This is a genomic window from Pseudoalteromonas sp. UCD-33C (assembly GCF_001306895.1).
Lineage (GTDB): Bacteria > Pseudomonadota > Gammaproteobacteria > Enterobacterales > Alteromonadaceae > Pseudoalteromonas.
The window spans coordinates 313124-337069 of the sequence record NZ_LJTB01000001.1 but is presented as its reverse complement, the minus strand read 5'-3'; the positions used below and the strand labels follow the sequence as shown (position 1 = coordinate 337069).

Here is a 23946-nt window from a genome sequence, read left to right as displayed (position 1 = left end):
AATATCGTTGTTTATTTACTCTTGCTAAGTGTTTATTGTATAAACAATTAAGGCTTTTGCTTTTTGTTTAAAGCGTACACAAGGAGAGAGTATGGATGGCGGTATTGCGTTACTAATATTACTAGCACTAGTTGTTGTAGGTGGCTCCATTGCGGGTATTTTTGCCTTTTTTCAACTCTCCAGTTTAAAGCGAGAAGTAGCTGCTCTTCGAGTCAAACTTAACGCGACATATAGTCATAATCCACAAGCAAATACTGCAAATCAGTTTGATAATTCAAACGACGAACTGACTGACACAGCAAAATTTGAACCAGAGCCTGTAGTCATTAGTAAGCCGATTGAGGCTACTAATAAAAAGCCAGAGCAAACAAAACCCAAGCCTGCGACTTTAAATCCGCTAGTAAGCCAACTCGTTACACAAATCAAAGCCAATTGGTTAACTTGGGTAGGAGCGGTTGCACTTGCCTTTGGCGGTATCTTTTTAGCCCGCTATTCACTGGAGGCAGGCTTATTATCCGAAACCATGCGACTTACGCTTGGCGCTATTTTTGGTTTGAGCTTAATTGTCGCGGCTGAGGTCTTACATCGCAAAGGTATTATTTTTGATGGGTTTAGCAACTATATTCCCGCAGCGCTGGCAAGTGGTGGTTTTATTAGTTGTTTTGCATTGACCTTGCTGGCCTACAGCCATTATGGCTTACTGCAAGCTTTACCGGCATTTAGCATTTTAACCTTAGTTTCTGTAGCAGCAAGCTGGATGGCACTGCGTTTTGGTCCTATGCTTGCGGTCATTGGTATTATTGGTGCCTACAGCGTGCCGGTTTGGGTCAATAACGGGAGTAATGACTTTATAGCACTGCTAACCTATGTTGCGTTTGTCAGTGTATCGGCTTCGCTAGTCGCGCATTACGTAAAACGGCATTGGTTGTGGTATCTGTTATGGGCAGGTCACTTAGGCTGGTATTACCTAGTTGCAATGGGTGCAGCTAAAAATCTGCATTGGTTTATTAATCTTTATGCTCTATTTAGCATCGTATTGTTAATTGCGATTCCACGCCTAGGGCTGAGTATTAAACAAATAGAATATCGTCCACATCGCTTTAAAACACTACTTAAGCAACTGCCCGACAACCCTCTGTTGATAGCTGTTGTCGTGCCACTTTATCTTTTACTCATGAGCAGTAACCAACTGCTTACTTGGCAGCTTAGTATGTTGTCGTTAGTGGCTTTACTGCTTCTTTTGGTATTAAAAAACAGTGCATGGGATCACTGGCTGATGCTAGCTGTGTTGAGTGTGGTGTGTTTGCTTACAGGGCAACACAATGCTGTTGATTACTCTGAGCAGCTTTTTGTATTTCGGCAAAATTACGGAGCAGGGCTGTTTTTTATTGCTTTGTTCGCGGGTTATGGGTTTTTGTTTGGTCGTAAATACCCTAAACGCTTAGGTTTTGCTTTACCCGCTTCACTTTCAAGTTTTGTGATTATTAGTTGCTTATATGTTATCACTCCCGATCATGCCTTGATGACGGCGTATCCGGTTTGGTGCTTTGTATTATTGGCTCTGTCTGCTTGGTTATTTAAGTTATCAGTCATTAGCACTAATCCGATGCGGGTATTTAGTTACTGGCTTGGCGGTAATGCCAATATTAGCTTAGCGTTAACCATGCTCCTTGAAGGCAGCAGCTTGACCTTAGCGCTTGCTGCGCAAGTGTTGTTGATCAGTTTTTATGTCAAGAAACAGTCACTCAGCATACCTACTTGGCCGCTTAAGGGCTTAGTTGGCGCTTTACTAGTTAGGTTAAGCTTTGCACCTTGGTCAACTGATTACAGTGATGCGTTGCTGCTCGGAGTGCACTGGAGTTTGGTTGTATACCCAGTATGCGCTTGCTTATTTTACTTTGCAGCGAGGCACTGGCAGCAGCAATCTGTTCGGGTGTGGCTAGAAGGTGCAACGCTTCATTGCATTGCTTTATTTATTACCACAGAGACGAGCTATCAGTTGGTGGGGCACTACCCAGACTTTGAGAGCTTGTCTGTGTATGAGCATATTTTATTAACCTGTAACTGGGGTATATTAGGTTGTGTTTATTTACTGCGTTCACGCTTTACTGCGCAATTGGCAAAACTCTATCAAGTAGCAGGTTTTGCGTTATTAACACTGAGTGGCTTACTAATACTGAAAAGCTTTACTGCTGTAAATCCGTTTTTTGAGCCGATAAATATAGGCAGTTGGCCGATTATTAACTGGTTACTATTACTTTGGTTAGTCCCCGCCTGTATTGCAATTTGGGCAAGCCAACTGACTAAATCTCAGCACTATTTACAAAAGCTGTTTACAGCACTTGCAGGTGTGATAAGTGTTTTATATATCAATGCGGAAATTCGCCATAACTGGCAAGGCGAGTTTATAAATATTGCTTTGCCAACTTCAGATGCCGAGCTTTACAGTTATTCTTTAGTTTGGCTTGTTATCGGTGCCTTGGTGGTTGTGGTGGGGCAGTTAAGAACCATTACGGTATTACAAAAGCTCGGCCTTGGCTTATTGGCGCTGGTGGTGTTAAAAGTGTTCTTGATTGATATGGCAAACTTAACCGGGTTGCTGCGGGCTATTTCGTTTATCGGCTTAGGCTTGTCGTTAGTTGGGCTTAGTTGGTTGTTCCAAAAATTTAAGGCAAAGCCTACTGCTTTGCCTTAAATCGATGTTGTTAAATACGTTGGTTAAGCACTATTGTTAAGTACTGTGGTTAAGCAGTGCTTTGAGTTTTGCGGGCTTAACGGGTTTACTAAGGTAATGAATTTGCTCTTCTTTGGTTTGCTGTTTAAGGGCTTCATCACGCACCGCTGTGATTAAAATGGCAGGCACTGGGCTTTGCCAAATTTCTCTTAGGGTTTTAATAAGGGTTATGCCATCGCAATCATGACCCAACTGGTAATCCATTAAGATCACATCGGGCGCTCGGTGCTCTTTGGCATAGGCCATCACGGTTTCAACCTGATCAAAGAGCTGATAATTTGCCTGCCACTTTTGCAATAGGCTTGCCATGGCATTAAGGTTTTCAGGGTCATCATCCACTGCAATAATGTTCATCGCACTGCGGTTCTCAACCCCTTTTTTAGGCGTATCTTTTTGTTGAATAAATTGGCTTTCACCATAAGGTACTTCAATACTAAAGCGGCTACCTTTGCCAGGTGTTGAACTTACATCTAAACGTAAAGAGAGTAAGTCGGCCATTCGTTTAACTACTCCTAAGCCAAGGCCAACCCCTTTGTTATCTCCCGCTTCAATACGGTAAAAGTCATTGAAGATTTTCGCTTGCTCTACTTCTGTAATGCCGGGGCCTGTGTCCCATACTTCAATTCGTAAATGGTGTTTGCGTTTGCGACAAGCAATTAAAACTCGGCCACTATCGGTGTATTTAACCGCATTTGACACCAAGTTTTGAATAATTCGTCGTAAGTAAGTGATATCACTGTGAACGATAACTCCCTTTGAACGAACCGTCAGTTTTAAGCCTTTTTCGCTCGACATAATGGCGTATTCATTTTTCAGCGGGGCAAGTATGTCATCAATACTAAAGTGGCGCGGGGTAGGGGTCATTGCCCCTTGCTCGAGCTTGGCAATTTCTAACAGCGCCGACATCAAATGCACCGTTGAATCTAAGCTTGCGCCAAGCTTTTCAAAGTTATTTAAGTTGTTGCTCGAAAGGGTTTTATCATCAATGGCTGCAAGGTATAGGCGCGCCGCATTCAGCGGTTGTAAAATATCGTGGCTAGCCAAGGCTAAAAATCGTGTTTTACTGTCATTGGCTTGTTCAGCCTCTTTTTTCGCTAAAGTAAGTGCTTGCTCAGTTTGTACTCGGCTATCGATTTGTGCTTGTAAATCTTTATTGATAGTACGGATTTCTTGAGTACGCGCTTCAATGCGGTTTTCAAGATCCATGTTTACTTCTTCAAGCGCATTTTGCGTTTCGATATGCGTGGTAATATCAGAGAAACTTGTTACAAAGCCGCCATCAGGCAGTGGGTTACCAATCATTTCGAACACTTGGCCATTACGGCGGTGACGAATAAAGTGATGGGGCGTGCCGTTTTTAAGATGCTGCACGCGCTTTTCTACATGGCGTTCAACTTCACCGGGGCCACATTCACCGCGCTCGGCATTGTATCTAAGCACATCTTCAATTGGTTGGCCTACTTCAAGAAAGTTATCTGGGTAGGCAAACATCTCTGCGTAGCGCTTATTCCATGCCACTAAATTAAGCTCTTTATCAACAACCGAAATACCATGGCTGAGGTTTTCGAGAGAGGTAAATAATAAGTTTTGATTAAATTGCAGGGCTTGTGTGGTTTCATCAAAAAAGTTAACCACTTCTTCAAAGGCCATACGTTTACCAGAAGCAACCGTGTGGATCAGCGCTTGTGCTGAAGATGCGCCAAGTACACCGGTTAAGGCGCGCTCACAATAAGCAATAAACTCAGGTTCTGGGTGCGCGTTGTTGTCATCTAAGTTATGCGACAACGCAAAATGAGCCAGTACTTGCTGCGAGCGTTGCACGCCTAAGAAGGTTTGCAGCAGCACTTTAAAATCGTAAACGGTGGCTTTCACGTTTTTATTTAAGCGTCTGGCGAATACGGCTTGCTCTTTTGGATTTACAAAGGCTGCTGCTTGAATTTTATCAATTAAACGCTCATCTGCACCGAGCGAAAAACTAATGTAACAGCCAATATTGGCAAATAAGGCGATTAGGGTGCCACGAGTAATAAGTGTTTGTTGTAGCTCTGCGTTTAAGGTGTTGCCTGCATCTAAAATAGGCAGCATTAAGAATAAGACCCAGCAAATAAAGCCTGCTAATAATCCGGCATAAACCCCATAAGCATGGCCTTTTCGCCAATATAGGCCACCCACAATCGCAGGAAGTAATTGCGACACTAAAGAAAAGGCCACTAAACCCATACTAGCCAATGCTTTACCATGGCCAAACCATTGCTGGTAGAAATACGACAAAATCAAAATGCCGGCAATCGTGAAGCGTCTTACTAACAGGATTTGCGACTTATAACTGCTAGTGATGAGGTTACGTTTAAACTTACGACGCAGCATTAGCGGCAATACCACATCGTTTGAAATCATAGTGCTGAGCGTGAGTGTGGCTACAACAATCATCGCTGTAGCCGCAGATAGACCCCCGATAAATACAAAGGTCGTTAAAAAGGCGTTTTCGTGCATCAGTGGTAGGGCTAATACAAAGCTATCTGGTGAGAAGCCACTGCCAATGCCTGGGTGTATAGCTGCCGTTGCAATAGGGAAAATCATTGCAGCAGTAAGTAACAAATACAGGGGGAATGCCCAGCGGGCAGTATAAAGGTGGCGTTTATCTTGGTTATCGACCACAGTCACGTGGAACTGCCTTGGTAAACAGATAATCGCCGCTGCCGCCATTAATGACTGGCCGATAAAGTTAAAGCTAAAAAAGTCGAAGTTATGCCAGTGCTTCCAAATAGAGCCCGTTAGCTGCTCGGTTTGCACCGTAGTTAAATTAAATAATGTATATAAAGCAAGCCCCGCAACGGCCACTAAAGCTAATAACTTAATCATAGATTCAAAGGCGACAGCGAGCATAAGCCCTGAGCGATATTCGGTTACATCGACTTTACGAGTACCAAAGAATATCGCAAACATCGCCATAATGAGTGTTGCCGAAAGGGCGAGCATAGAGCCCGAAATACGATCGTCGTTTTGCAGTAGTAAGAAGCTGCTACTCAGTGCTTTTAATTGCAGTGCGATATACGGAATCGTCGCCAATAAAGCGATAATTGTCACCATAATGGCGGTGGTCTGCCGTTTACCATAGCGAGCAGAAATAAAGTCGGCGATGGTCGTAATATTTTGTTTTTTACTGACCAGTACTAATTTACGTAAAAACCCTTGGCCAAAGAAAAAAAGCAACGCAGGGCCAATTAAAATAGGTAAGTAATTCCAACTGCTGGTGGCTGCTGTACCAACTGAACCGTAGTAAGTCCAAGACGTACAGTAAATCCCTAATGAAAAAGAATAAACAAATGGGTGGTGACTAATTCTTTTAGCAAGAGGAGTGGTTTTGTCTCCCCAATTTGCCAACCAAAACAACACGCCAATATAGGCGAGTGCAACAAATAAAAGCGCAGCTGTCATGTTTAAATTCAGTAATTATTGTAATAACACTACCTTACCAGAATTATGCGCGATTTCGATGGCAAGATTTTTTGCAATAATAATTAATAAAATGCAAGTTATTGAAAATTAATAAATAGTACTGTTTTATGTATCTTTATTAGACTAATGTCGCAGATCATTCGTTTTTACTATTTTCGTTATTTCGTAAATTTATCTTTGTAGGTTAAGTTGTTGTTAAATATTGTTTTTTACCATTCGTTAACAAATGGTGTTTTGCAGTTTACGTAAACGTAAACTAGCTGTTACGACTATGGTCTCAATTCCATAAATCAGAACCCTTGCTAACTTAGTTAATGACAACTAATACCACTCATTACTTTCTTGTAATGCATAAGGGGATAAAAAATGGCTTTTAAAGATGAAGAACAAGCAAAAGCTTATTGGGCGGAAAACCTCGCACTGCTATTTAAATTATTAGCAATTTGGTTTGTCGTGTCATTTGGCTTCGGCATTTTACTGGTAGACGTACTTAACGAGATACGTTTTTTTGGGTTTAAACTCGGCTTCTGGTTCTCCCAGCAAGGCGCTATTTATACCTTTGTTGCTTTGATTTTTGTTTACGTTTTCAAAATGAATACGTTAGATAAAAAATACGGCGTAGACGAATAGGAGCTAAGCAATGGATGTTCAAACACTCACGTTTATTATCGTCGGTTTAAGCTTTGCGCTTTATATCGGCATCGCAATCTGGGCTCGTGCTGGGTCAACAAATGAATTCTATGTTGCAGGGGGCGGTGTACCGCCGCTAGCAAATGGTATGGCAACCGCTGCTGACTGGATGAGTGCGGCATCGTTTATCTCAATGGCGGGTATTATCTCGTTTGCGGGCTATGACGGTGGTGTATATCTAATGGGTTGGACAGGTGGTTATGTACTACTTGCACTTTGTTTAGCTCCTTACCTACGTAAGTTTGGTAAGTTCACGGTACCTGATTTCATCGGTGACCGTTATTACTCACAAGCTGCACGTGTTGTTGCAATTTTATGTGCTATTTTTATCTGTTTCACATATATCGCAGGTCAAATGCGTGGTGTAGGTGTGGTTTTCTCTCGCTTCTTAGAAGTAGATATTGAGACCGGTGTTTACATTGGTATGGTGATTGTATTCTTCTACGCTGTATTAGGCGGTATGAAGGGGATTACATATACGCAAGTAGCTCAGTACTGTGTACTAGTATTTGCTTACCTTGTTCCAGCAATCTTCATTTCAATGATGATGACAGGTCACTTCTTCCCACAAACCGGTTTCGGTGCAACTCTTAGCGATGGCTCAGGACAGTTTGTCCTCGATAAACTAGATGGGCTCAGTACCGAGCTTGGCTTTGCGCAGTATACCGAAGGCTCGAAGAGCATGATTGATGTATTCGCAATCACTGGCGCGCTAATGGTTGGTACTGCAGGTTTACCGCACGTAATTGTTCGTTTCTTCACTGTTCCACGTGTTAAAGACACGCGTATCTCAGCTGCATGGACACTTGTTTTCATTGCAATCGTTTATACAACAGCACCTGCTGTAGCGTCATTCGCTCGTGTAAACATGATTGATACAATTAACGGTAAAGACGGTAGCGGTACAGAGTACGCAGAAGCACCAGCTTGGGTTAAAAACTGGGAAAGAACAGGCCTAATCACCTTTAACGATAAAAATGGTGACGGTAAAATGTTCTACTCAGCAGGTAAGATTGATGATCCAAACAGCGCAAACGAAGTTAAAGTTGACCGCGACATCATGGTACTTGCAAACCCTGAGATTGCAGACTTACCAGCATGGGTGATTGCATTAGTAGCAGCAGGTGGTATCGCAGCAGCGCTATCAACAACAGCAGGCTTACTATTGGTGATCTCGACCTCGGTATCGCATGACTTATTAAAACGCACCTTAAAACCAGATATAAGTGACAAACAAGAGCTACTTGCAGCGCGCTTAGCTGCGATGATAGCGATTGTGATTTCAGCTTACTTTGGTATTAACCCGCCAGGGTTTGTGGCTTCGGTTGTTGCTTTCGCCTTTGGCTTAGCAGCGGCGAGCTTCTTCCCAGCTATCATTATGGGTATCTTCTCTAAGAAGATGAATAAAGAAGGTGCGATTGCGGGTATGGTGACAGGTATTACATTCACAGCGGCTTATATTATCTACTTCAAGTTCGTAAGCCCTGAATTGAATGCTCCTGCAAACTGGTTATTTGGTATTTCGCCTGAGGGTATCGGTCTTATTGGTATGATTGTTAACTTTGTAGTTGCAGCTATCGTACTTAAACTAACGGCTGAAACACCAGTTGAAATCCAAGAAATGGTTGAAGGTATCCGTAACCCTAAAGGTTCGAGCGCAGCACACGCGCACTAATAAAACCATTTTATAAGAACACACTCTTGAAGTTCAAAAGCCCGACTTAAGTCGGGCTTTTTATTTATTTCAAACAGGGGTAGTGTAGATATTGTCTCTATTTTATAGCGAGAATGACCATGAATACCGAGCAACAGGAAGTCGCCCAATTTGTGATGCAACAAACTCCATTTAATCAGCTTGATGGCGCTGCCAGTGAGTATTTTGTAAACCATCTCGATATTATTTATCTGACCCGTGAGAATCAAAATCAGTGGTTAAGTTCAGATAATCTCAGATTATTTTTAATTCGCTCTGGCGATTATGATTTAGTCGACCCAAAAGGCGATGTGATTACTAAGTTATCGAGTGGCGATTACTTTGGTTTTCCTTCACTGTTAACTGGCGAAGCGATTCAAAATAGTATTTCAGTGCAAAAGGAAGGCATTGTTTACATGTTAAACCAATCGGCATTTGATTACTTACGCCGTGAGTATAAAGTGTTTGAGCAATACTTTGTTCGCGCCCACAAAAACCGTTTATTGTCGTCTCATTATAAAAGTCAAAACGACAGTTGGTCGGAGAAGAAAATTTGCGAATTGATGAATCGCAAAGCCGTTACCTTGGCACCAGATGCAAGTATTCGTCAAACCGCTAAAAAAATGAAACAACAGGGTGTTTCGTCGATTATGTTAACGGAACATGATCGCCTCGTTGGGGTTGTCACCGACCGAGATTTACGCAACCGCGTATTGGCCGATGAGGTTGACCCTCAAGAGTCAGTAAGTAGCATCATGACGTGTAAGCCCAAGTTTATTTTTGAAAATAACCGCGTGTTTTCGGCGCTACACTTAATGCTTAAGCACAATATTCACCATTTACCTGTGCTTGATGAACATCACAAACCCCTAGGTATGCTCACCAGTACTGATTTGCTGCGTCAGCAAAAAAGCGACCCAGTACAATTGATTGGACGAATTTACAAAGCGCACAGCGTGGTTGATTTAAAGCGTTATTCGCAAGAGATACCCGGTTTATTAAAAGGTTTTTCAAACAATATTGATGATATCTCCTTGATTGGTAAATTATTAAGTGGCTTAACCGATGCACTGACTTCGCGTTTGATCCGTTTGTTCCAAGAAGATAATGGCGCGGCACCAACCAGCTTTAGTTTTATTTGTTTTGGTTCACAAGCAAGGGAAGAGCAAACACTGCATTCTGACCAAGATAATGGCCTGTTGCTACCTGATGATTTAACAGAAGAACAACACGATTACTTTAAGCGCATGGGCGAGTATGTCTGTGAGCATTTAATTGAGTGCGGTATAAAACGTTGCCCTGGCAATATTATGGCGAGCAATGCACAGTGCCGTATGGGCATTAATGCATGGACAGAAAAGTTTCATAAGTGGATCACCTCACCCACACCAGAGGCGATGCTCAATTGTAAGATATTTTTTGACCTACGTTTTATTGAAGGTTCCACTACCTTATATGCGCGCTTTTGTGAGCAGCTAAAACGCATTTCTAAAAACGACTTATTCTATGCGGCTATGGCCAGCGACATTAAAAATACCCCTGTACCCATTGGTTTGTTTAATCAATTTAAATTAGAGAAAGACGAAAAGCAGCATAAGTACCTCGACTTAAAAAAACGCGGTGTGGTGATCATCAACGACATCGTGCGTTTATATTCCCTCAAAGCGGGTATTCAGCGCGCTAACACGCAAGAGCGTATTGATGCATTAATGAAATTTTCGCTACTCAATAAAGATGACTTGTATAACTTAAAAGACTGTTGGCGTTTTTTAACTCAACTGCGTTTAGGCACACAAATTAACGAGGAAGGATTGCCTAGCAACTGTATTAACCCAAATGCTTTGAATTCATTAGAGCGACATCAATTAAAAGAAGCATTTTATTTGGTTAAACAGGCACAGCAAGCCGCCGCATTTAAATTTGCTCGCGGTAGTTTATAGGAGAGGGTATGGTTAAACGCTGGTTAAGTCGGTATTTAGCGCGCAAGCAACTCTTGGCAGCCGATGCCTATAAAGAGCGCTACGTAGTGATAGACATGGAATTAACGGGCCTTGATCCTCGCCAGCACGAAATTGTCTCGGTGGCGTGGGTGATGATAGAAGATCAATGCATTAAACTCAGCGGTGCACAGCACTTAATAAATAAAGACGTGCAAAGCTTAGAGCAAAGTCCGATTTATCATGGTATTGCAAAACAAGACATAGATACAGGTGAAAGCCTCGAAACCATTCTTGGCAAGCTGCATCAGCATTTTGGTGAGTGCATTTTAGTGTTTCATAACGCGGCACTTGATTGGGGTTTTTTAAAACAGGCCTGCAGAACGCTTGGCTTAGATGCAAAAGCGCGTTTAATTCTTGATACCTTTGTTATTGAAAAAAAACGCCTGCACCAGCAAGGCCACGAAATTGGCCACGATGATTTAACACTTAGCGAATGCCGTAAACGCTACAACTTACCACATTACAGCTCGCACCATGCCCTTACTGATGCTATGGCAACGGCCGAGTTATTCTTAGCCCAGTGTCATCAAATTAGTCGTGGTAAGGCATTGAAAGTAGGGGAGCTTGTGTGAATCAGTTAGAATTAAAAATTCCTCCAGGCGCGCTGCTGCTGATCATTGCGTTGATGATGTGGGGCATAGCAGAGTTGTTTATGAGTTTTAGCTTCTCGTTTTTCGCATCATCTTTTGTAGCACTACTCATTGCATTTTTAGGTGTGGTGTTTGCTTTATTAGGGGTTTATCAATTTCGCAAGCAAGGCACGACCGTTGACCCTCGAATTCCAGAAAAGTCGGCGAGCCTTGTTACAAGTGGTGTTTATCAATTTAGCCGTAACCCAATGTATGTTGGTATGTTATTAATGCTAGTTGGTTGGGGAATTTATCTTGGTAATATTGCGAGTTTTATAATGCTGCCGGTATTTATTCTCTATATGAATCGATTTCAAATTATGCCAGAAGAAACGTTTATGGCAGAGAAGTTTGGGTCAGCATACCAGCAATACAAAAAAACTGTTCGTCGCTGGCTATAAAGGAAAAAAGTAAGAGAATGAGGTTGCTAACGCAGTTTTATTTACCTTGCTCTCTTATAATAATGTGTAAGGTCGATTACCAAAATTGAGCCATCTAGGGTTGTTAAAGTAGTTTTATTTACCTTGCCCTCTTATAAAAATGTGTAAGGTCGATTACCAAAACTGCGCCATCTAAAACATGCTAAGCAATTTTTATTTTGGCTGACCTCTTATAAAAACTCTTCAGGTTGATTACCAAAATTGAGCCATCTAGGGTTGTTAAAGTAGTTTTATTTACCTTGCCCTCTTATAAAAATGTGTAAGGTCGATTACAATACCGCCATCTAAAAGGCAGTTGCCTTTATCTGCAAGCAAATAGAGTGGATTTTCTTCTTCATGGCAATCAAACTTGCAATTAATGGTTTTGGTCGAATCGGGCGCAATATCGTCCGTGCACTGTATGAATCAGGGCTTGAAGATCAAATCAAAATTGTCGCTATTAACGAATTAGCCGACCCTAAGGGCATTGCCCATCTCCTTAAATACGATACATCTCACGGCCGCTTTTCATTCCCTGTTAATCTTGGCGAAGATACTTTAACGGTTGCTAACGACTCTATAGCCTTATTTGCAGAAGAAAACCCTGCAGAACTACCTTGGCAAACTCTTGATGTTGATGTGGTTCTTGAATGTACTGGAGTGTATCACTCTCGTGAACATGCAGAACTACACTTGGCTGCTGGTGCAAAAAAAGTATTGTTTTCACAGCCTGCAGATGCTGATGTTGATGCCACAATTGTGTATGGTATTAACGATGATGAGCTAAAAGCTGAACATACGATTGTTTCAAACGGTTCATGTACCACAAACTGTATTGTGCCAGTAATTAAAGTGCTGGATGACGCATTTTCGATTGAATCTGGGGCTATTACAACGATTCATGCCTCGATGCATGATCAGCAAGTGATTGATGCGTATCATCATGATTTACGTCGTACTCGCGCTGCAAGCCAGTCTATTATTCCGGTGGATACAAAGCTTGCTCGTGGTATTGAGCGTATTTTGCCTAAGTTTCATAGTCGCTTTGAAGCCATTGCTGTTAGGGTACCAACGATCAATGTGACGGCGATGGATTTAAGTGTAACAGTGAATACCGATGTGAATTTAGCGACTGTCAATCAAGCACTTAAGTTAGCTGCAAAAGACCGCCTTGACGGTATTTTAAGCTATACAGAAGAGCCATTGGTATCGGTAGATTTTAATCATGACCCACATTCTTGTATCATAGATGGCACTCAGACACGTGTTAGTCATAAACGACTGATAAAGTTGTTAGTGTGGTGCGATAATGAGTGGGGCTTTGCGAATCGTATGCTCGACACTGCGCGTGCGATGATGGCTGTAAGCCAATAATTTATAAATATAATATTAGTATCGTTAACTAAGGAGAAGTCCATGTCGGTCATTAAAATGGCAGATTTAGATTTAAACGGCAAACGCGTGTTAATTCGTGAAGATTTAAATGTGCCTGTAAAAGAAGGTAAAGTGACCTCTGATGCACGTATTCGTGCAGCATTACCAACTATCAAATTAGCGTTAGAAAAAGGCGCTAAAGTAATGGTGATGTCACACCTTGGCCGCCCTACGGAAGGGGAATATGATGAAGCGTTTTCCCTTGCCCCTGTGGTTAATTATTTAAATGATGCCCTTGAGCAAACAGTTCGTCTTGAAAAAGACTACCTAGAAGGCGTAGACGTTGCTGATAACGAAGTGGTTGTTTTCGAAAACGTACGTTTTAACGCTGGCGAAAAGAAAAACGACGAAGCACTGTCTAAAAAACTAGCTGCATTATGTGATGTTTACGTAATGGACGCATTTGGTACGGCTCACCGTGCACAAGCATCGACTCACGGTGTGGGTTTATTTGCTGATGTTGCATGTGCAGGTCCACTGCTTGCTGCGGAGCTAGACGCACTAGGTAAAGCGCTTGATAACCCAGCTCGTCCTTTAGTTGCTATCGTTGGTGGCTCTAAAGTATCGACTAAGTTAACTGTACTTGATTCACTTTCTAAAGTGGTTGATCAACTTGTAACGGGTGGTGGTATCGCTAATACCTTCATCGCAGCGGCAGGTCACCCAGTAGGTAAATCTTTATTTGAAGCTGATTTAATTGATGAAGCAAACAAATTAAGTGCTGCGGCAAAAGCTAATAACGGTGAAATACCGGTACCAACTGATGTTGTTGTAGGTAATGAGTTCTCAGAATCTGCAGTGGCGACATTAAAAGATGTGAATGAAGTAACAGACGAAGACATGATCTTCGATATTGGTCCTGATACAGCAAACCAACTAGCAAAAATCATTGCTAATGCAGGCACTGTTGTATGGAATGGTCCAGTTGGTGTATTTGAATTTGACCAATTTGGTAACGGCACACGTGCTATTGCTGATGCGATTGCTAACTCAAGTGCATTCTCGATTGCTGGTGGCGGTGATACGCTTGCAGCGATTGATAAATACGGCATTGCCGATAAAGTTTCTTACATTTCAACCGGTGGTGGTGCTTTCCTTGAATTTTTAGAAGGGAAAAAATTACCAGCAGTTGCTATGCTTGAAGAACGTGCTAAGTAATTAGTGCGTTTGCCAGCGTAGTTATTAGGTAATTACGCTGGTTTAGCTGTTAATAAAATACCTCTCACCCTCGTTTTATTTACAGCTGTTACGGTAGGCGCGAGCTTTTCGTGATGCAGTGATGCATCAAAAAAATAACTTATCCGTTCAAACTAGATAGTAGGAAACTACTGTCGATACAATTTGGAGAATACCAAATGGCTTTAATCAGTATGCGACAACTTCTTGATCATGCAGCTGAAAATGGTTACGGCGTACCTGCGTTTAACGTTAATAACCAAGAGCAAATGCGTGCAATTATGGAAGCGGCTGACAAAACAAACAGCCCGGTAATTGTACAAGGTTCAGCAGGCGCACGTGCCTATGCTGGTGCCCCTTTTATTCGTCATATGATTTTAGCAGCCGTTGAAGAATGGCCTCATATTCCAGTTGTAATGCACCAAGACCACGGTACTTCACCAGGTGTATGTCAGCGCTCAATCCAGTTAGGCTTTTCGTCAGTTATGATGGATGGCTCATTAATGTCTGATGGTAAAACCCCTTCAAGCTACGAATACAATGTTGATGTAACACGTCAAACAGTTGAAATGGCACATGCTTGTGGTGTGTCTGTTGAAGGCGAGTTAGGTGTTTTAGGTTCACTGGAAACAGGTGAAGCAGGTGAAGAAGACGGCGTTGGTGCTGAAGGTAAATTGTCTACTGATCAAATGCTAACAGATCCTGAAGAAGCCGCTGATTTCGTTAGTAAAACTAAGGTTGATGCACTTGCTATCGCTTGTGGTACATCACATGGCGCGTACAAATTTACTCGTCCACCAACAGACGATATCTTAGCGATTGATCGTATTAAAGAAATCCACGCGCGTATTCCTAACACACACTTAGTAATGCATGGTTCTTCTTCTGTGCCACAAGAGTGGCTAGAAGTGATTAACCAATACGGTGGCGAAATCCCTGAAACGTATGGTGTGCCTGTAGAGCAGATCATCGAAGGTATTAAGTACGGTGTTCGTAAAGTAAATATCGATACCGATCTTCGTTTAGCATCAACAGGTGCAATTCGTCGTCACTTAGCTTTAAACCCAGCTAACTTTGATCCACGTAAATACTTAGCAGAAGCAACGAAAGCAATGACTGAGATCTGTGTTGCTCGTTACGAAGCCTTTGGTACTGCGGGTCAAGCTGGTAAGATCAAGCCTATCTCTTTAGATGATATGCACCTTAAATACTTATCGGGTGAACTTGATCCACAAATCAAGTAATTGATAATAAGTTGAAAAAGCCGGCTTTATGCCGGTTTTTTATTACATTCAAATAGGTATTATTAGTTAGATCAAGGCGGATCAGCGAAATACCTACTCGTGCTTTTCAGGATCACTGTTTTACTAACCTTCGCTTTCACGGATCATTATTTTACTAGTTGTATACTGATCACAGGCTTTTCTTTGCTCATCTTTTAAACGAAATGCTGAGCATCTTAACATTAAATCAACAAGTTATCTTATTCTCTAAGTAAAAAACTGATCTGAAGTTGATCTTCTTAGTAAAAACCTGATCCTGATCTGATTAAGTTGGTAGATCAGTGATCCGTGATTTTTATGTGAAATATCTCCTCCTCGCCTTGACCAAAAGCCCTTTATGTTCGATTTTTAAGTTATTGCTTAAATTGAGGATCGCTACCATGAATAAACCTGCCATGATGTTGTCGAGCTTTGCAATGTGCTTTATTTCTTTTCATAGTGCTGCCGAAGCTGTAGATGTGTATGGTCGGGCCCATTTAGGGGTTGCTAATAGCGACACTGGCGATGGCAGCGAAACGTCTATTGAGAGCTATAACTCTCGTATGGGGATCAAAGGCAGCGGTGAAATAAGCGATGGGTTAAAAGCCGTATATAAGTTTGAATTTGCAGTAAATGCGGCAGATCAAGATAGCGATGGTAAAACTGAAGAGAATATTACCGCGCGTAATCAATATGTTGGTCTACAAGGCAGCTATGGGCAGGTAGTGCTTGGTCGTCACGATACGGCGTTAAAAGTATCGCAGGGTAAAATTGATTTAATGAACGACTTTAATGGTGATGTTAAAGCCTTATTTAATGGTGAAAATCGCCTTGGTGATGTAGTTCATTACAGTTCGCCAATTGTTGGCAATATGCAATTTGTGGTCACCTATATTGCTGAAGATAACTCCAAACAAGATGAAGAAACCGGTGTTTCTGCGGCATTTATGTATGGTGATAGTAAATTTAAAAAAGCGCCTTACTTTGTAAGTGTTGCCCACGACAGTAAAGTAGCCGGTTATGATACAACACGGTTTACGGCGCAAGGCAAATTAGGCGATTTAACCCTAGGCGGTATGTATCAACAAAGCGAAAAAATCACAGGTTCTGACAAAGAAGATGGGTTTTTAGTGAGCGCATCTTACAAAATAGATAAATATAAGTTGCTGGCGCAATATCAAGATACTGATGGCAGCTTTGGTAAATTGAAAGATTCGGGTAGCGGTACTTCTGTTGGGGTTGAACGAAGCCTGTCAAAACAAGCGCGTATGTACATGTGGTATACGCAATTTTCACTAGATAATAATGCTGATGAAGATCATCTTGCAGTCACTTTAAGGTATGACTTTTAATCCAAAATTTACTATTTAAGCGTAAAAAATGGCTATTTTTGCTTTGATTTTTTTGCGCTTTTTCAATTACTCGTTAGACTTTCATAAAAATGTCATACTTAGTCATAATAATGAAACCAGTTCGCTAACGAAAGAGATAAATTGGAATGTCACGTAAAGTACTAGTCGTCGATGACGAAGCGCCTATCAGAGAGATGCTGGTTTTTGTTTTAGAGCAAAATGGTTTTCAAGCAATTGAAGCAGAAGATTATGACTCTGCGATTGAAGCTATGGTTGAACCATACCCAGATATGGTTTTATTAGATTGGATGTTACCTGGTGGTAGCGGTATTCAAATTGCTAAGAAATTTAAGCAAAACGAATATACTCGTCAGATCCCTATCATTATGCTGACTGCTCGCGGTGAAGAAGAAGACAAAGTACGCGGCCTTGAAGTAGGTGCTGATGATTACGTAACCAAACCATTTTCTCCTAAAGAATTAATGGCGCGCATTAAAGCGGTTATTCGCCGTGTTTCACCAACCTCATTAGAAGAAGCCATTGAAGTTCATGGCTTACGCCTTGACCCAATCTCACACCGTGTAACATCAGAAGGTAGTGAATTAGATATGGGGCCTACTGAATTTAGATTACTACATTTCTTCATGACACATCCTGAACGTGTTTACAGTCGTGAACAATTACTTGATCATGTATGGGGAACAAATGTATATGTAGAAGACCGTACTGTTGATGTACATATTCGCCGTCTACGTAAAGCGATTGCACCATTAGGGCATGACCGTTTAGTGCAAACCGTTCGCGGTGCAGGCTATCGTTTTTCAAGTAAATTATAAGTGTCATGGCAATGACCTTAACAAGCTAATTTACATACTTAAGGTAAAGTGAGTGTATGTATCGAGTAGTGAATAAACAGGCGTTAGCAAAACGCCTGTTTATGTATTTCTTACCCTTGTTATTAGTTGGCGTACTTGTAGGTGCGCCTTTTTTGCTTTTATTTTTAGGCTCTTTTGCACTTTTAATTTGGCATTATCATCAATTATATCGCCTCAGCGATTGGCTCCTTAATCAACGTAGTTTTAACCCACCCGAAGGGGAGGGAGCGTGGGAGCAAGTCTTTGAAGGGATCTATCATTTACAACACCGCAACCGTAAAAAACGCAATGAATTGGCAGACTTAATACGCCGTTTTCGTGATGGCGCCGAAGCTGTGCCTGATGCGGTGGTTGTATTACAAAAAGACCTAAGCATTATTTGGTGTAACCAATTGGCTTTAAAGGTTTTAGGTTTACAGTGGCCTACTGATCATGGGCAACGCTTAGATAATCTTATTCGCGATCCTAAGTTTGCAAAGTACATGCATAAAGCTTGTTTCGATGAACCGCTCGAGCTTGATGGTGGCCACAGCTACGATCAAACCTTAGAGTTTCGTGTTATGCCCTATGCAAGTTCACAGTTGATGATGGTGGTGCGTGATGTTACTCGCTTAAAGCAACTTGAGCAGATGCGTAAAGACTTTGTGGCCAATGTTTCTCATGAGCTGAGAACACCGCTTACTGTGGTAACCGGTTACTTAGAAATGCTTGATTCAGATAGCTTACCACCTCCTGCAATGTGGCAAAAAGCGCAAACAACCATGCTTGAACAATGTAAGCGTATGGATAGCTTGGTCAATCAATTACTGTCGTTGTCGCGTATTGAAGGGGCACGTCGTCAAGATAACGATAAGCCTGTCAATGTACCGCAGCTACTTACCTATATTCAAACCGAAGCACAGTCATTAAACCAAGATAAAGGCCATGAGCTTATTTTTAATGTTGATGCGAGCTTAGACATTAAAGGGGCCGAAGATGAATTACGTAGTGCCTTTTCTAATCTTGTGTTTAACGCCATCCATTACACCAAGCCTAGTGGCAAGATTGTAGTTGATTGGCAGCTTAAAAATAACCAAGCCGCATTTAGTGTGACCGATAATGGTGATGGTATTGCCGCAGAGCATATTAACCGTTTAACCGAGCGTTTTTATCGTGTAGATAAAGCGCGTAGCCGTACGACAGGTGGGTCTGGATTAGGTTTAGCTATTACAAAACATGTACTTACAAGGCATGATAGTCGTTTAGATATCAGCAGTAAATTAGGACAAGGCTCGACCTTTGCGTTTGCATTTGGTAGCGAAAAAGTCGTGCGTATTGCAGGTAATACCAAAAAAACCGAAAAGTCATAAAAATGTCATTTAAGGGTAATCTAACTGTCATCTAGTGTCATTAGAGTAGACCGCAGTTAGGAAATGGGACGAACAAATCGGAGTAACCCCTATGAAATTCAAAAATCTCGTTGCCGCAATGGGTGTGGCTGTAACAACATTTGTATCAGCACAAGCAGCTGCAGTTGATAAAGATATGCCTGAGTACACTAAAACAAGTGGTATCTCTGGTAACTTCTCATCTGTTGGTTCTGACACTCTTGCAAACATGATGACGTTCTGGGCAGAAGAGTACAAACGCTTCTATCCAAACGTAAACATTCAAATCCAAGCAGCGGGTTCTTCAACTGCTCCTCCAGCATTAACTGAAGGTACAGCAAACTTCGGCCCAATGAGCCGTCGTATGAAGTCAAAAGAAATCGAAGCATTCGAAAAGCGTTATGGCTACAAGCCAACTGAAGTTCGCGTTGCAATCGATGCTCTAGCTGTATTCGTACACAAAGATAACCCAATCAAAGGTTTACGTATTGACCAAGTTGATGCGATTTTCTCTTCTACACGTAAATGTGGTGCAAGTGAACAAGTTAACCGTTGGAGCGAAGTAGGTCTTGAGGGTGATTGGGCTGCAAAAGATATCCAGCTTTACGGTCGTAACTCAGTATCAGGTACTTACGGTTACTTCAAGAAGAAAGCACTTTGTAAAGGTGACTTCCGTAACAACGTAAACGAACAACCTGGTTCTGCATCTGTAGTACAGTCAATCTCTTCTTCAGTGAACGCGATTGGTTACTCAGGTATCGGTTATAAAACATCAGGTGTACGCACAGTTCCACTTTCTAAGAAAGGCGATAACTTTGTTGATGCAACATTAGAAAACGTAGCAACAGGTAAATACCCACTATCTCGTTTCTTATACGTTTATGTGAACAAGCACCCTAACAAGCCGCTTTCACCAATCGATGCAGAGTTCTTAAAAATGGTTCTTTCTGTAGACGGTCAAAAAATTGTTGAGAAAGATGGTTATGTGCCACTTTCAGGTAAAATGGCAATGGCTGAACTTAAAAAGCTAGGCCTTCTGTAACAACCATACAGACATAGATGAAAAAACCGCTCATTGAGCGGTTTTTTTTCGTTTAGCTTTTGGCAAAGAGCTTGGCTTTAATACGTTGCTGAGCAATACGTACTTGCTTGCGCTTTTTACCCGAGGGTGCCTTAAAGCTTTGAATAGGCATTACCGTTGGGTATTCATTGGGTAATGCTGGTACATTAAAGTCAGCGTGTTCATCTTTTGGCAAGCCAATTTCTTGTTGATGTACACGAAGTGCCGCTAAGGTATCATCGTTTTCAACTTCACTTGGACATAAAAATAAACCCATTTTACGCATTTTCACTCCTAAGCCGATGCTGCTTGAATAGCGTACAATTGGCGCTGCTAAAATAAGACCTACTAAAATAGGTGATAACCACCAAAAGAAGGTCGGTGTGTAATAGTAAGCAACCGAGCCCCAGATAATCGCGGTAATAGTCGAAAATAACGTATAACCAATCGCTTCTTTCCACGGTACCATTCTGCCTTCGCGAGGTTGTGCATCCCAGCTAACTTTTTTGCCTAAAAATACGCACACTACAAAGTAGCTATGAAAAACCATCATTAAAGGGGCAATCACAATCGCAAAAATAGTTTCGATGAGTGAACCGGCAATTAACTTCATCGTACCGCCAAAGGCGTTATTACGATGCACTAAAGTCACAATTACGCCCATTAATTTAGGCAGTAACAACAATACAGCTGTAATAAATAACAACGAATCAATTAAATCCGTTTTAGCAATTTGCCAGGTTGGGAAAAGTTGATAAGCATGGTTAAAGTACACGTCGCTATTAAGTGCACGAGTTACTGCATCTAAGGTACTTAATGCCAGCATCGATAACCAAATCAACGATGAAATATACGCTGTGGCTCCAAATAAAAAGTGCATTTTACTCATTAGCTTAAGACCTGATTTAGGCAGTAAACCTAAATGCTGGATATTACCTTGCACCCAGCGTCTATCACGAATCGCGTAATCGAGAATGTTACTTGGTACTTCTTCGTAACTGCCTTCAACATCGCTGAGCAGTAACACATCCCAACCACTGCGGTGTAGCAGAGAAGCTTCTACAAAGTCATGACTTAAGATCTCACCACCAAATGGGGCATTACCTTTTAGAACAGGTAGGCCGCAGCACTTTGTGAATGCTTCAACGCGAATAATCGCATTGTGGCCCCAGTAGTTTGCTTGGTTTGTTTGCCAAAAAGCAGAACCAGTTGCCAGCATTGGGCTATATAAAATTGATGCAAACTGTAAAAAGCGGCCAAAAAACGTGTCTTGGCGAACCGGAATCGGGATCGTCTGGATCAAGCCTGATTTTGGATTGCTGATCATGCTAGAAGTCAGTTCAAGCATACATTGACCCGTCATAATGCTATCGGCATCAAGCACAATCATGTGATCGTACTGGCTGCCCCAACGTTCACAAAAATCAGTTAAGTTACCCACTTTACGGTGTTTATTATCTTCACGGCGACGATAAAAAGTATGCTTTGCTAAATCACCTAAGCGCTCAGTAAGTGCATTCCACGCTTTAAGTTCATTACGTGCAATTTCAGGGTCTTGCGTATCACTTAGCAAGTAAAAGTCGTAATGCGGCATTTGCCCTGTTTTAGCCAGCGAGCGTAAACTTACTTCAAAACCGGCGATGACACGCTCTGTATCTTCGTTGTAGATAGGCATAACAATGGCTGTTTTAGTTTGGCTCAAGGCATGCTGATTAATCTCGATTGGCTTTTGACGTTTTAAGGTCAACGGGTCAATACGAAATAATTGCAGGATGAAGCCCATACAGCCACTACAAAAGGCTGTAACAATCCACGCGAAGGTAACTGTAAATAATGCCAGTAAAGCGTACTCAAGCGGTGTCATGCCGTTAGAATTTAAAATATCGAACATGATCCACACGCCATAGGCGGTAATGGTAAGCGCTAGGCTTGAAAAAAGCCAAGCGCGGGTCTTCTTAAATGGCATTGCTGTTGCCTTTAATGCTTTACTATTGGACGTCGTTTGGATACCAGACATAGCTCCATACCTCGCTGATTTCTTTATCACGTAGTTTTAACGATAAGCGCATATCAACAGGCTTATCTCCCTCTGGCGCCACTTTAAATGCTACGCGCCATCCTTGATTGTTTGGTAACTGCTGTACCGTTTTATCGCTTATTTGCCCAGCAGAGAGTGTAAGATCCGCCTGCATGGCAAAATTAGCTGATAGTTGATTAATGGTTTCGCCACTAAAATCAACGGTAAATTGGCGGTGGCTTTTTGGTGGTGGATTGTCTTCACCAGGTAATGCTGCACTACCAATTCGGGTTCTTAACACACTCGCTTTATCTTGAGTTGCAAGCGTGGCATTGAAAGTCGACAGCTTGTAACTAAAGCTTAAGCTGTCACCAGCTTTCATAGGCTGCTCTGGCACCCAATAGCTAACAATATTGTCGTTGGTTTCGGTATCTGTAGGGATTTCTACTAACTCAACACGCCCTTTACCCCAATTACCCACTGGCTCAATCCACATGCTCGGACGGTTGTGATAATGCGCTTCGGTATCAAGGTAGTTATTAAAGTCTCGGTCTCGCTGTGCAAGGCCAAAGCCTTTAGGGTTCTCGTAGCTAAACGAAGTGACACTTAATTTTTTTGGGTTATTCAGTGCACGCCAAATCCATTGACCTTGTTCTGATTGCATTAATAGGCCATCAGAATCATGTACTTCAGGGCGGTAATCATCAAAAAACTTAGTACTATTTTCACCGTGGTAAAACATACTTGTTAGCGGGGCTATGCCGAGCTTTTTAATGTCTTTACGGGCAAAAATTTGCATCTCGGTTTTTACTTCAGTGTTAGTAGAAGGTGTTAGTTCAAAACGATAGGCTCCCGACACTGAAGGGCTATCTAATAATGCATAAAGCACGATGGTAGTATCTTCGGGTGCAGGTTTTACTAACCAGAACTCTTTGAAAACAGGAAACTCTTCGCCTGAGCTCAGTGCTGTATCAACTGCAAGACCTCGAGCTGACAGACCATATACTTGATGCGGGCCAACTAAACGAAAATACGAAGCACCTTGGAACACAGCTACTTCGTCTTTGTACTGGTTGTTGTTCAGTGGAAAATGCAAACGAAAACCTGCATGGCCAAGTTGTGTATTGGCAATAGCGGTGCTGATCTCTTGCTCTAACGGGGCAGCAGTTGCATCGTAACGATAGTAATCTGTTTTAAAAGGTAAACTTTTTACTTCGGCATTTTGCTCAAGAGTATTGATTGCAACTGGTGAGCGATATAAAAAGCCAGGGTGGAATAACTGCACTTCATACAGGCTTTGATCTTTCCAAATTGCTTGCTCAGTACGAAAACGAATCGCACGGTAGTCCTGATAACCAATATTAGTTAATGCTTCAAGCTCTAACTCTTTAGGCGCTACATACGGCTCAGAGGCTAATTTTTTCGCACGTGCAGTGATAACTTCAAATAGCTTTTCTTCTGGAATCGTGATCATTGCAGGCTTAAGCTCAACAGCAGCAGTATCCTCTACTTGCTGTTTTTCATTTTCGGTTGCTTGAACCTCAGCGGCTGTTTGTTCTGTTTCAGTTACTTTTGGCTGCTCTGGGTCTTCAACTGCGTAACTATGACCTGCGCTCATGGCTAATAATACGCCCAAGAAGGTCTTCTTTTTAATAGCGCTGAAGAGCTTAGTTCGGGTTTCTGGTTTCATTCAATTTTCCTTTAGCCGTAAATCACAATAATTCTTTCATATCTCATAGCAATTGCTGGACCCAAAATAAAAATTAACAATCTCAATGG

General features: G+C 41.8%; 16 protein-coding genes. 13 read left to right on the top strand and 3 right to left on the bottom strand.

Features of this window, described 5'->3' with window-relative positions; all coding sequences use genetic code 11:
• The first annotated feature begins 91 nt into the window (after positions 1 to 91).
• A complete protein-coding gene (locus AOG26_RS01410; RefSeq protein ID WP_054560888.1) occupies positions 92 to 2695 on the top strand; it encodes a DUF2339 domain-containing protein in 2604 nt (867 codons plus the stop codon).
• Between the two features lie 36 nt (positions 2696 to 2731).
• Here the strand turns inward: AOG26_RS01410 and AOG26_RS01405 are convergent, their stop codons facing one another.
• A complete protein-coding gene (locus tag AOG26_RS01405; protein ID WP_054560887.1) occupies positions 2732 to 6172 on the bottom strand; it encodes a PAS domain-containing hybrid sensor histidine kinase/response regulator in 3441 nt (1146 codons plus the stop codon).
• Between the two features lie 387 nt (positions 6173 to 6559).
• On the opposite strand from AOG26_RS01405, the gene AOG26_RS01400 reads away from it, so the two are divergent.
• From AOG26_RS01400 to AOG26_RS01345, 12 genes are all read left to right on the top strand, one after another.
• On the top strand, positions 6560 to 6823 hold the full coding sequence (locus AOG26_RS01400) for a DUF4212 domain-containing protein (RefSeq protein ID WP_054551160.1): 264 nt from the start codon (positions 6560 to 6562) through the stop codon (positions 6821 to 6823).
• 10 nt (positions 6824 to 6833) lie between these two features.
• A complete protein-coding gene (locus AOG26_RS01395; protein WP_054560886.1) occupies positions 6834 to 8558 on the top strand; it encodes a sodium:solute symporter family protein in 1725 nt (574 codons plus the stop codon).
• A 119-nt stretch (positions 8559 to 8677) separates the two neighbouring features.
• Positions 8678 to 10516 carry a DUF294 nucleotidyltransferase-like domain-containing protein gene (locus AOG26_RS01390; RefSeq protein WP_054560885.1) on the top strand — a complete coding sequence of 613 codons (1839 nt, stop codon included), beginning with the start codon at positions 8678 to 8680 and terminating at the stop codon, positions 10514 to 10516.
• An 8-nt stretch (positions 10517 to 10524) separates the two neighbouring features.
• Positions 10525 to 11148 carry a 3'-5' exonuclease gene (locus AOG26_RS01385; protein WP_054560884.1) on the top strand — a complete coding sequence of 208 codons (624 nt, stop codon included), beginning with the start codon at positions 10525 to 10527 and terminating at the stop codon, positions 11146 to 11148.
• Positions 11145 to 11606: a methyltransferase family protein gene (locus tag AOG26_RS01380; RefSeq protein WP_082401543.1), complete on the top strand. Its 462-nt coding sequence runs from the start codon at positions 11145 to 11147 to the stop codon at positions 11604 to 11606. Before AOG26_RS01385 ends, AOG26_RS01380 begins: the two co-directional genes overlap by 4 nt.
• Positions 11607 to 11981: 375 nt before the next feature.
• Complete coding sequence (epd, locus tag AOG26_RS01375) at positions 11982 to 12998, top strand: erythrose-4-phosphate dehydrogenase (RefSeq protein ID WP_054551164.1); 1017 nt, start codon at positions 11982 to 11984, stop codon at positions 12996 to 12998.
• A gap of 42 nt (positions 12999 to 13040) precedes the next feature.
• Positions 13041 to 14216: a phosphoglycerate kinase gene (locus AOG26_RS01370; RefSeq protein WP_054551165.1), complete on the top strand. Its 1176-nt coding sequence runs from the start codon at positions 13041 to 13043 to the stop codon at positions 14214 to 14216.
• A gap of 197 nt (positions 14217 to 14413) precedes the next feature.
• Positions 14414 to 15478, top strand: coding sequence for a class II fructose-bisphosphate aldolase (gene fba, locus AOG26_RS01365; protein WP_054560883.1), 1065 nt, complete (start codon positions 14414 to 14416; stop codon positions 15476 to 15478).
• 419 nt (positions 15479 to 15897) lie between these two features.
• The gene (locus tag AOG26_RS01360) at positions 15898 to 16848 is read left to right on the top strand and encodes a porin (RefSeq protein WP_054560882.1); all 951 of its coding nucleotides are present in this window, start codon (positions 15898 to 15900) and stop codon (positions 16846 to 16848) included.
• A 146-nt stretch (positions 16849 to 16994) separates the two neighbouring features.
• Positions 16995 to 17684 (top strand): phosphate regulon transcriptional regulator PhoB, encoded by a 690-nt coding sequence (gene phoB, locus AOG26_RS01355; RefSeq protein ID WP_054551169.1) that lies wholly within the window; start codon positions 16995 to 16997, stop codon positions 17682 to 17684.
• A 56-nt stretch (positions 17685 to 17740) separates the two neighbouring features.
• A complete protein-coding gene (gene phoR, locus AOG26_RS01350; protein WP_054560881.1) occupies positions 17741 to 19072 on the top strand; it encodes a phosphate regulon sensor histidine kinase PhoR in 1332 nt (443 codons plus the stop codon).
• Positions 19073 to 19163: 91 nt separating this feature from the next.
• The gene (locus AOG26_RS01345; protein ID WP_054560880.1) at positions 19164 to 20132 is read left to right on the top strand and encodes a PstS family phosphate ABC transporter substrate-binding protein; all 969 of its coding nucleotides are present in this window, start codon (positions 19164 to 19166) and stop codon (positions 20130 to 20132) included.
• Positions 20133 to 20184: 52 nt separating this feature from the next.
• On the opposite strand, the gene mdoH is transcribed toward AOG26_RS01345, so the two are convergent.
• Both mdoH and AOG26_RS01335 read right to left on the bottom strand, forming a co-directional pair.
• Positions 20185 to 22167 (bottom strand): glucans biosynthesis glucosyltransferase MdoH, encoded by a 1983-nt coding sequence (gene mdoH, locus AOG26_RS01340; RefSeq protein ID WP_054560879.1) that lies wholly within the window; start codon positions 22165 to 22167, stop codon positions 20185 to 20187.
• Positions 22139 to 23857, bottom strand: coding sequence for a glucan biosynthesis protein (locus AOG26_RS01335; protein ID WP_054560878.1), 1719 nt, complete (start codon positions 23855 to 23857; stop codon positions 22139 to 22141). The genes mdoH and AOG26_RS01335 overlap by 29 nt, the downstream gene beginning before the upstream one ends.
• Positions 23858 to 23946: the final 89 nt, after the last annotated feature.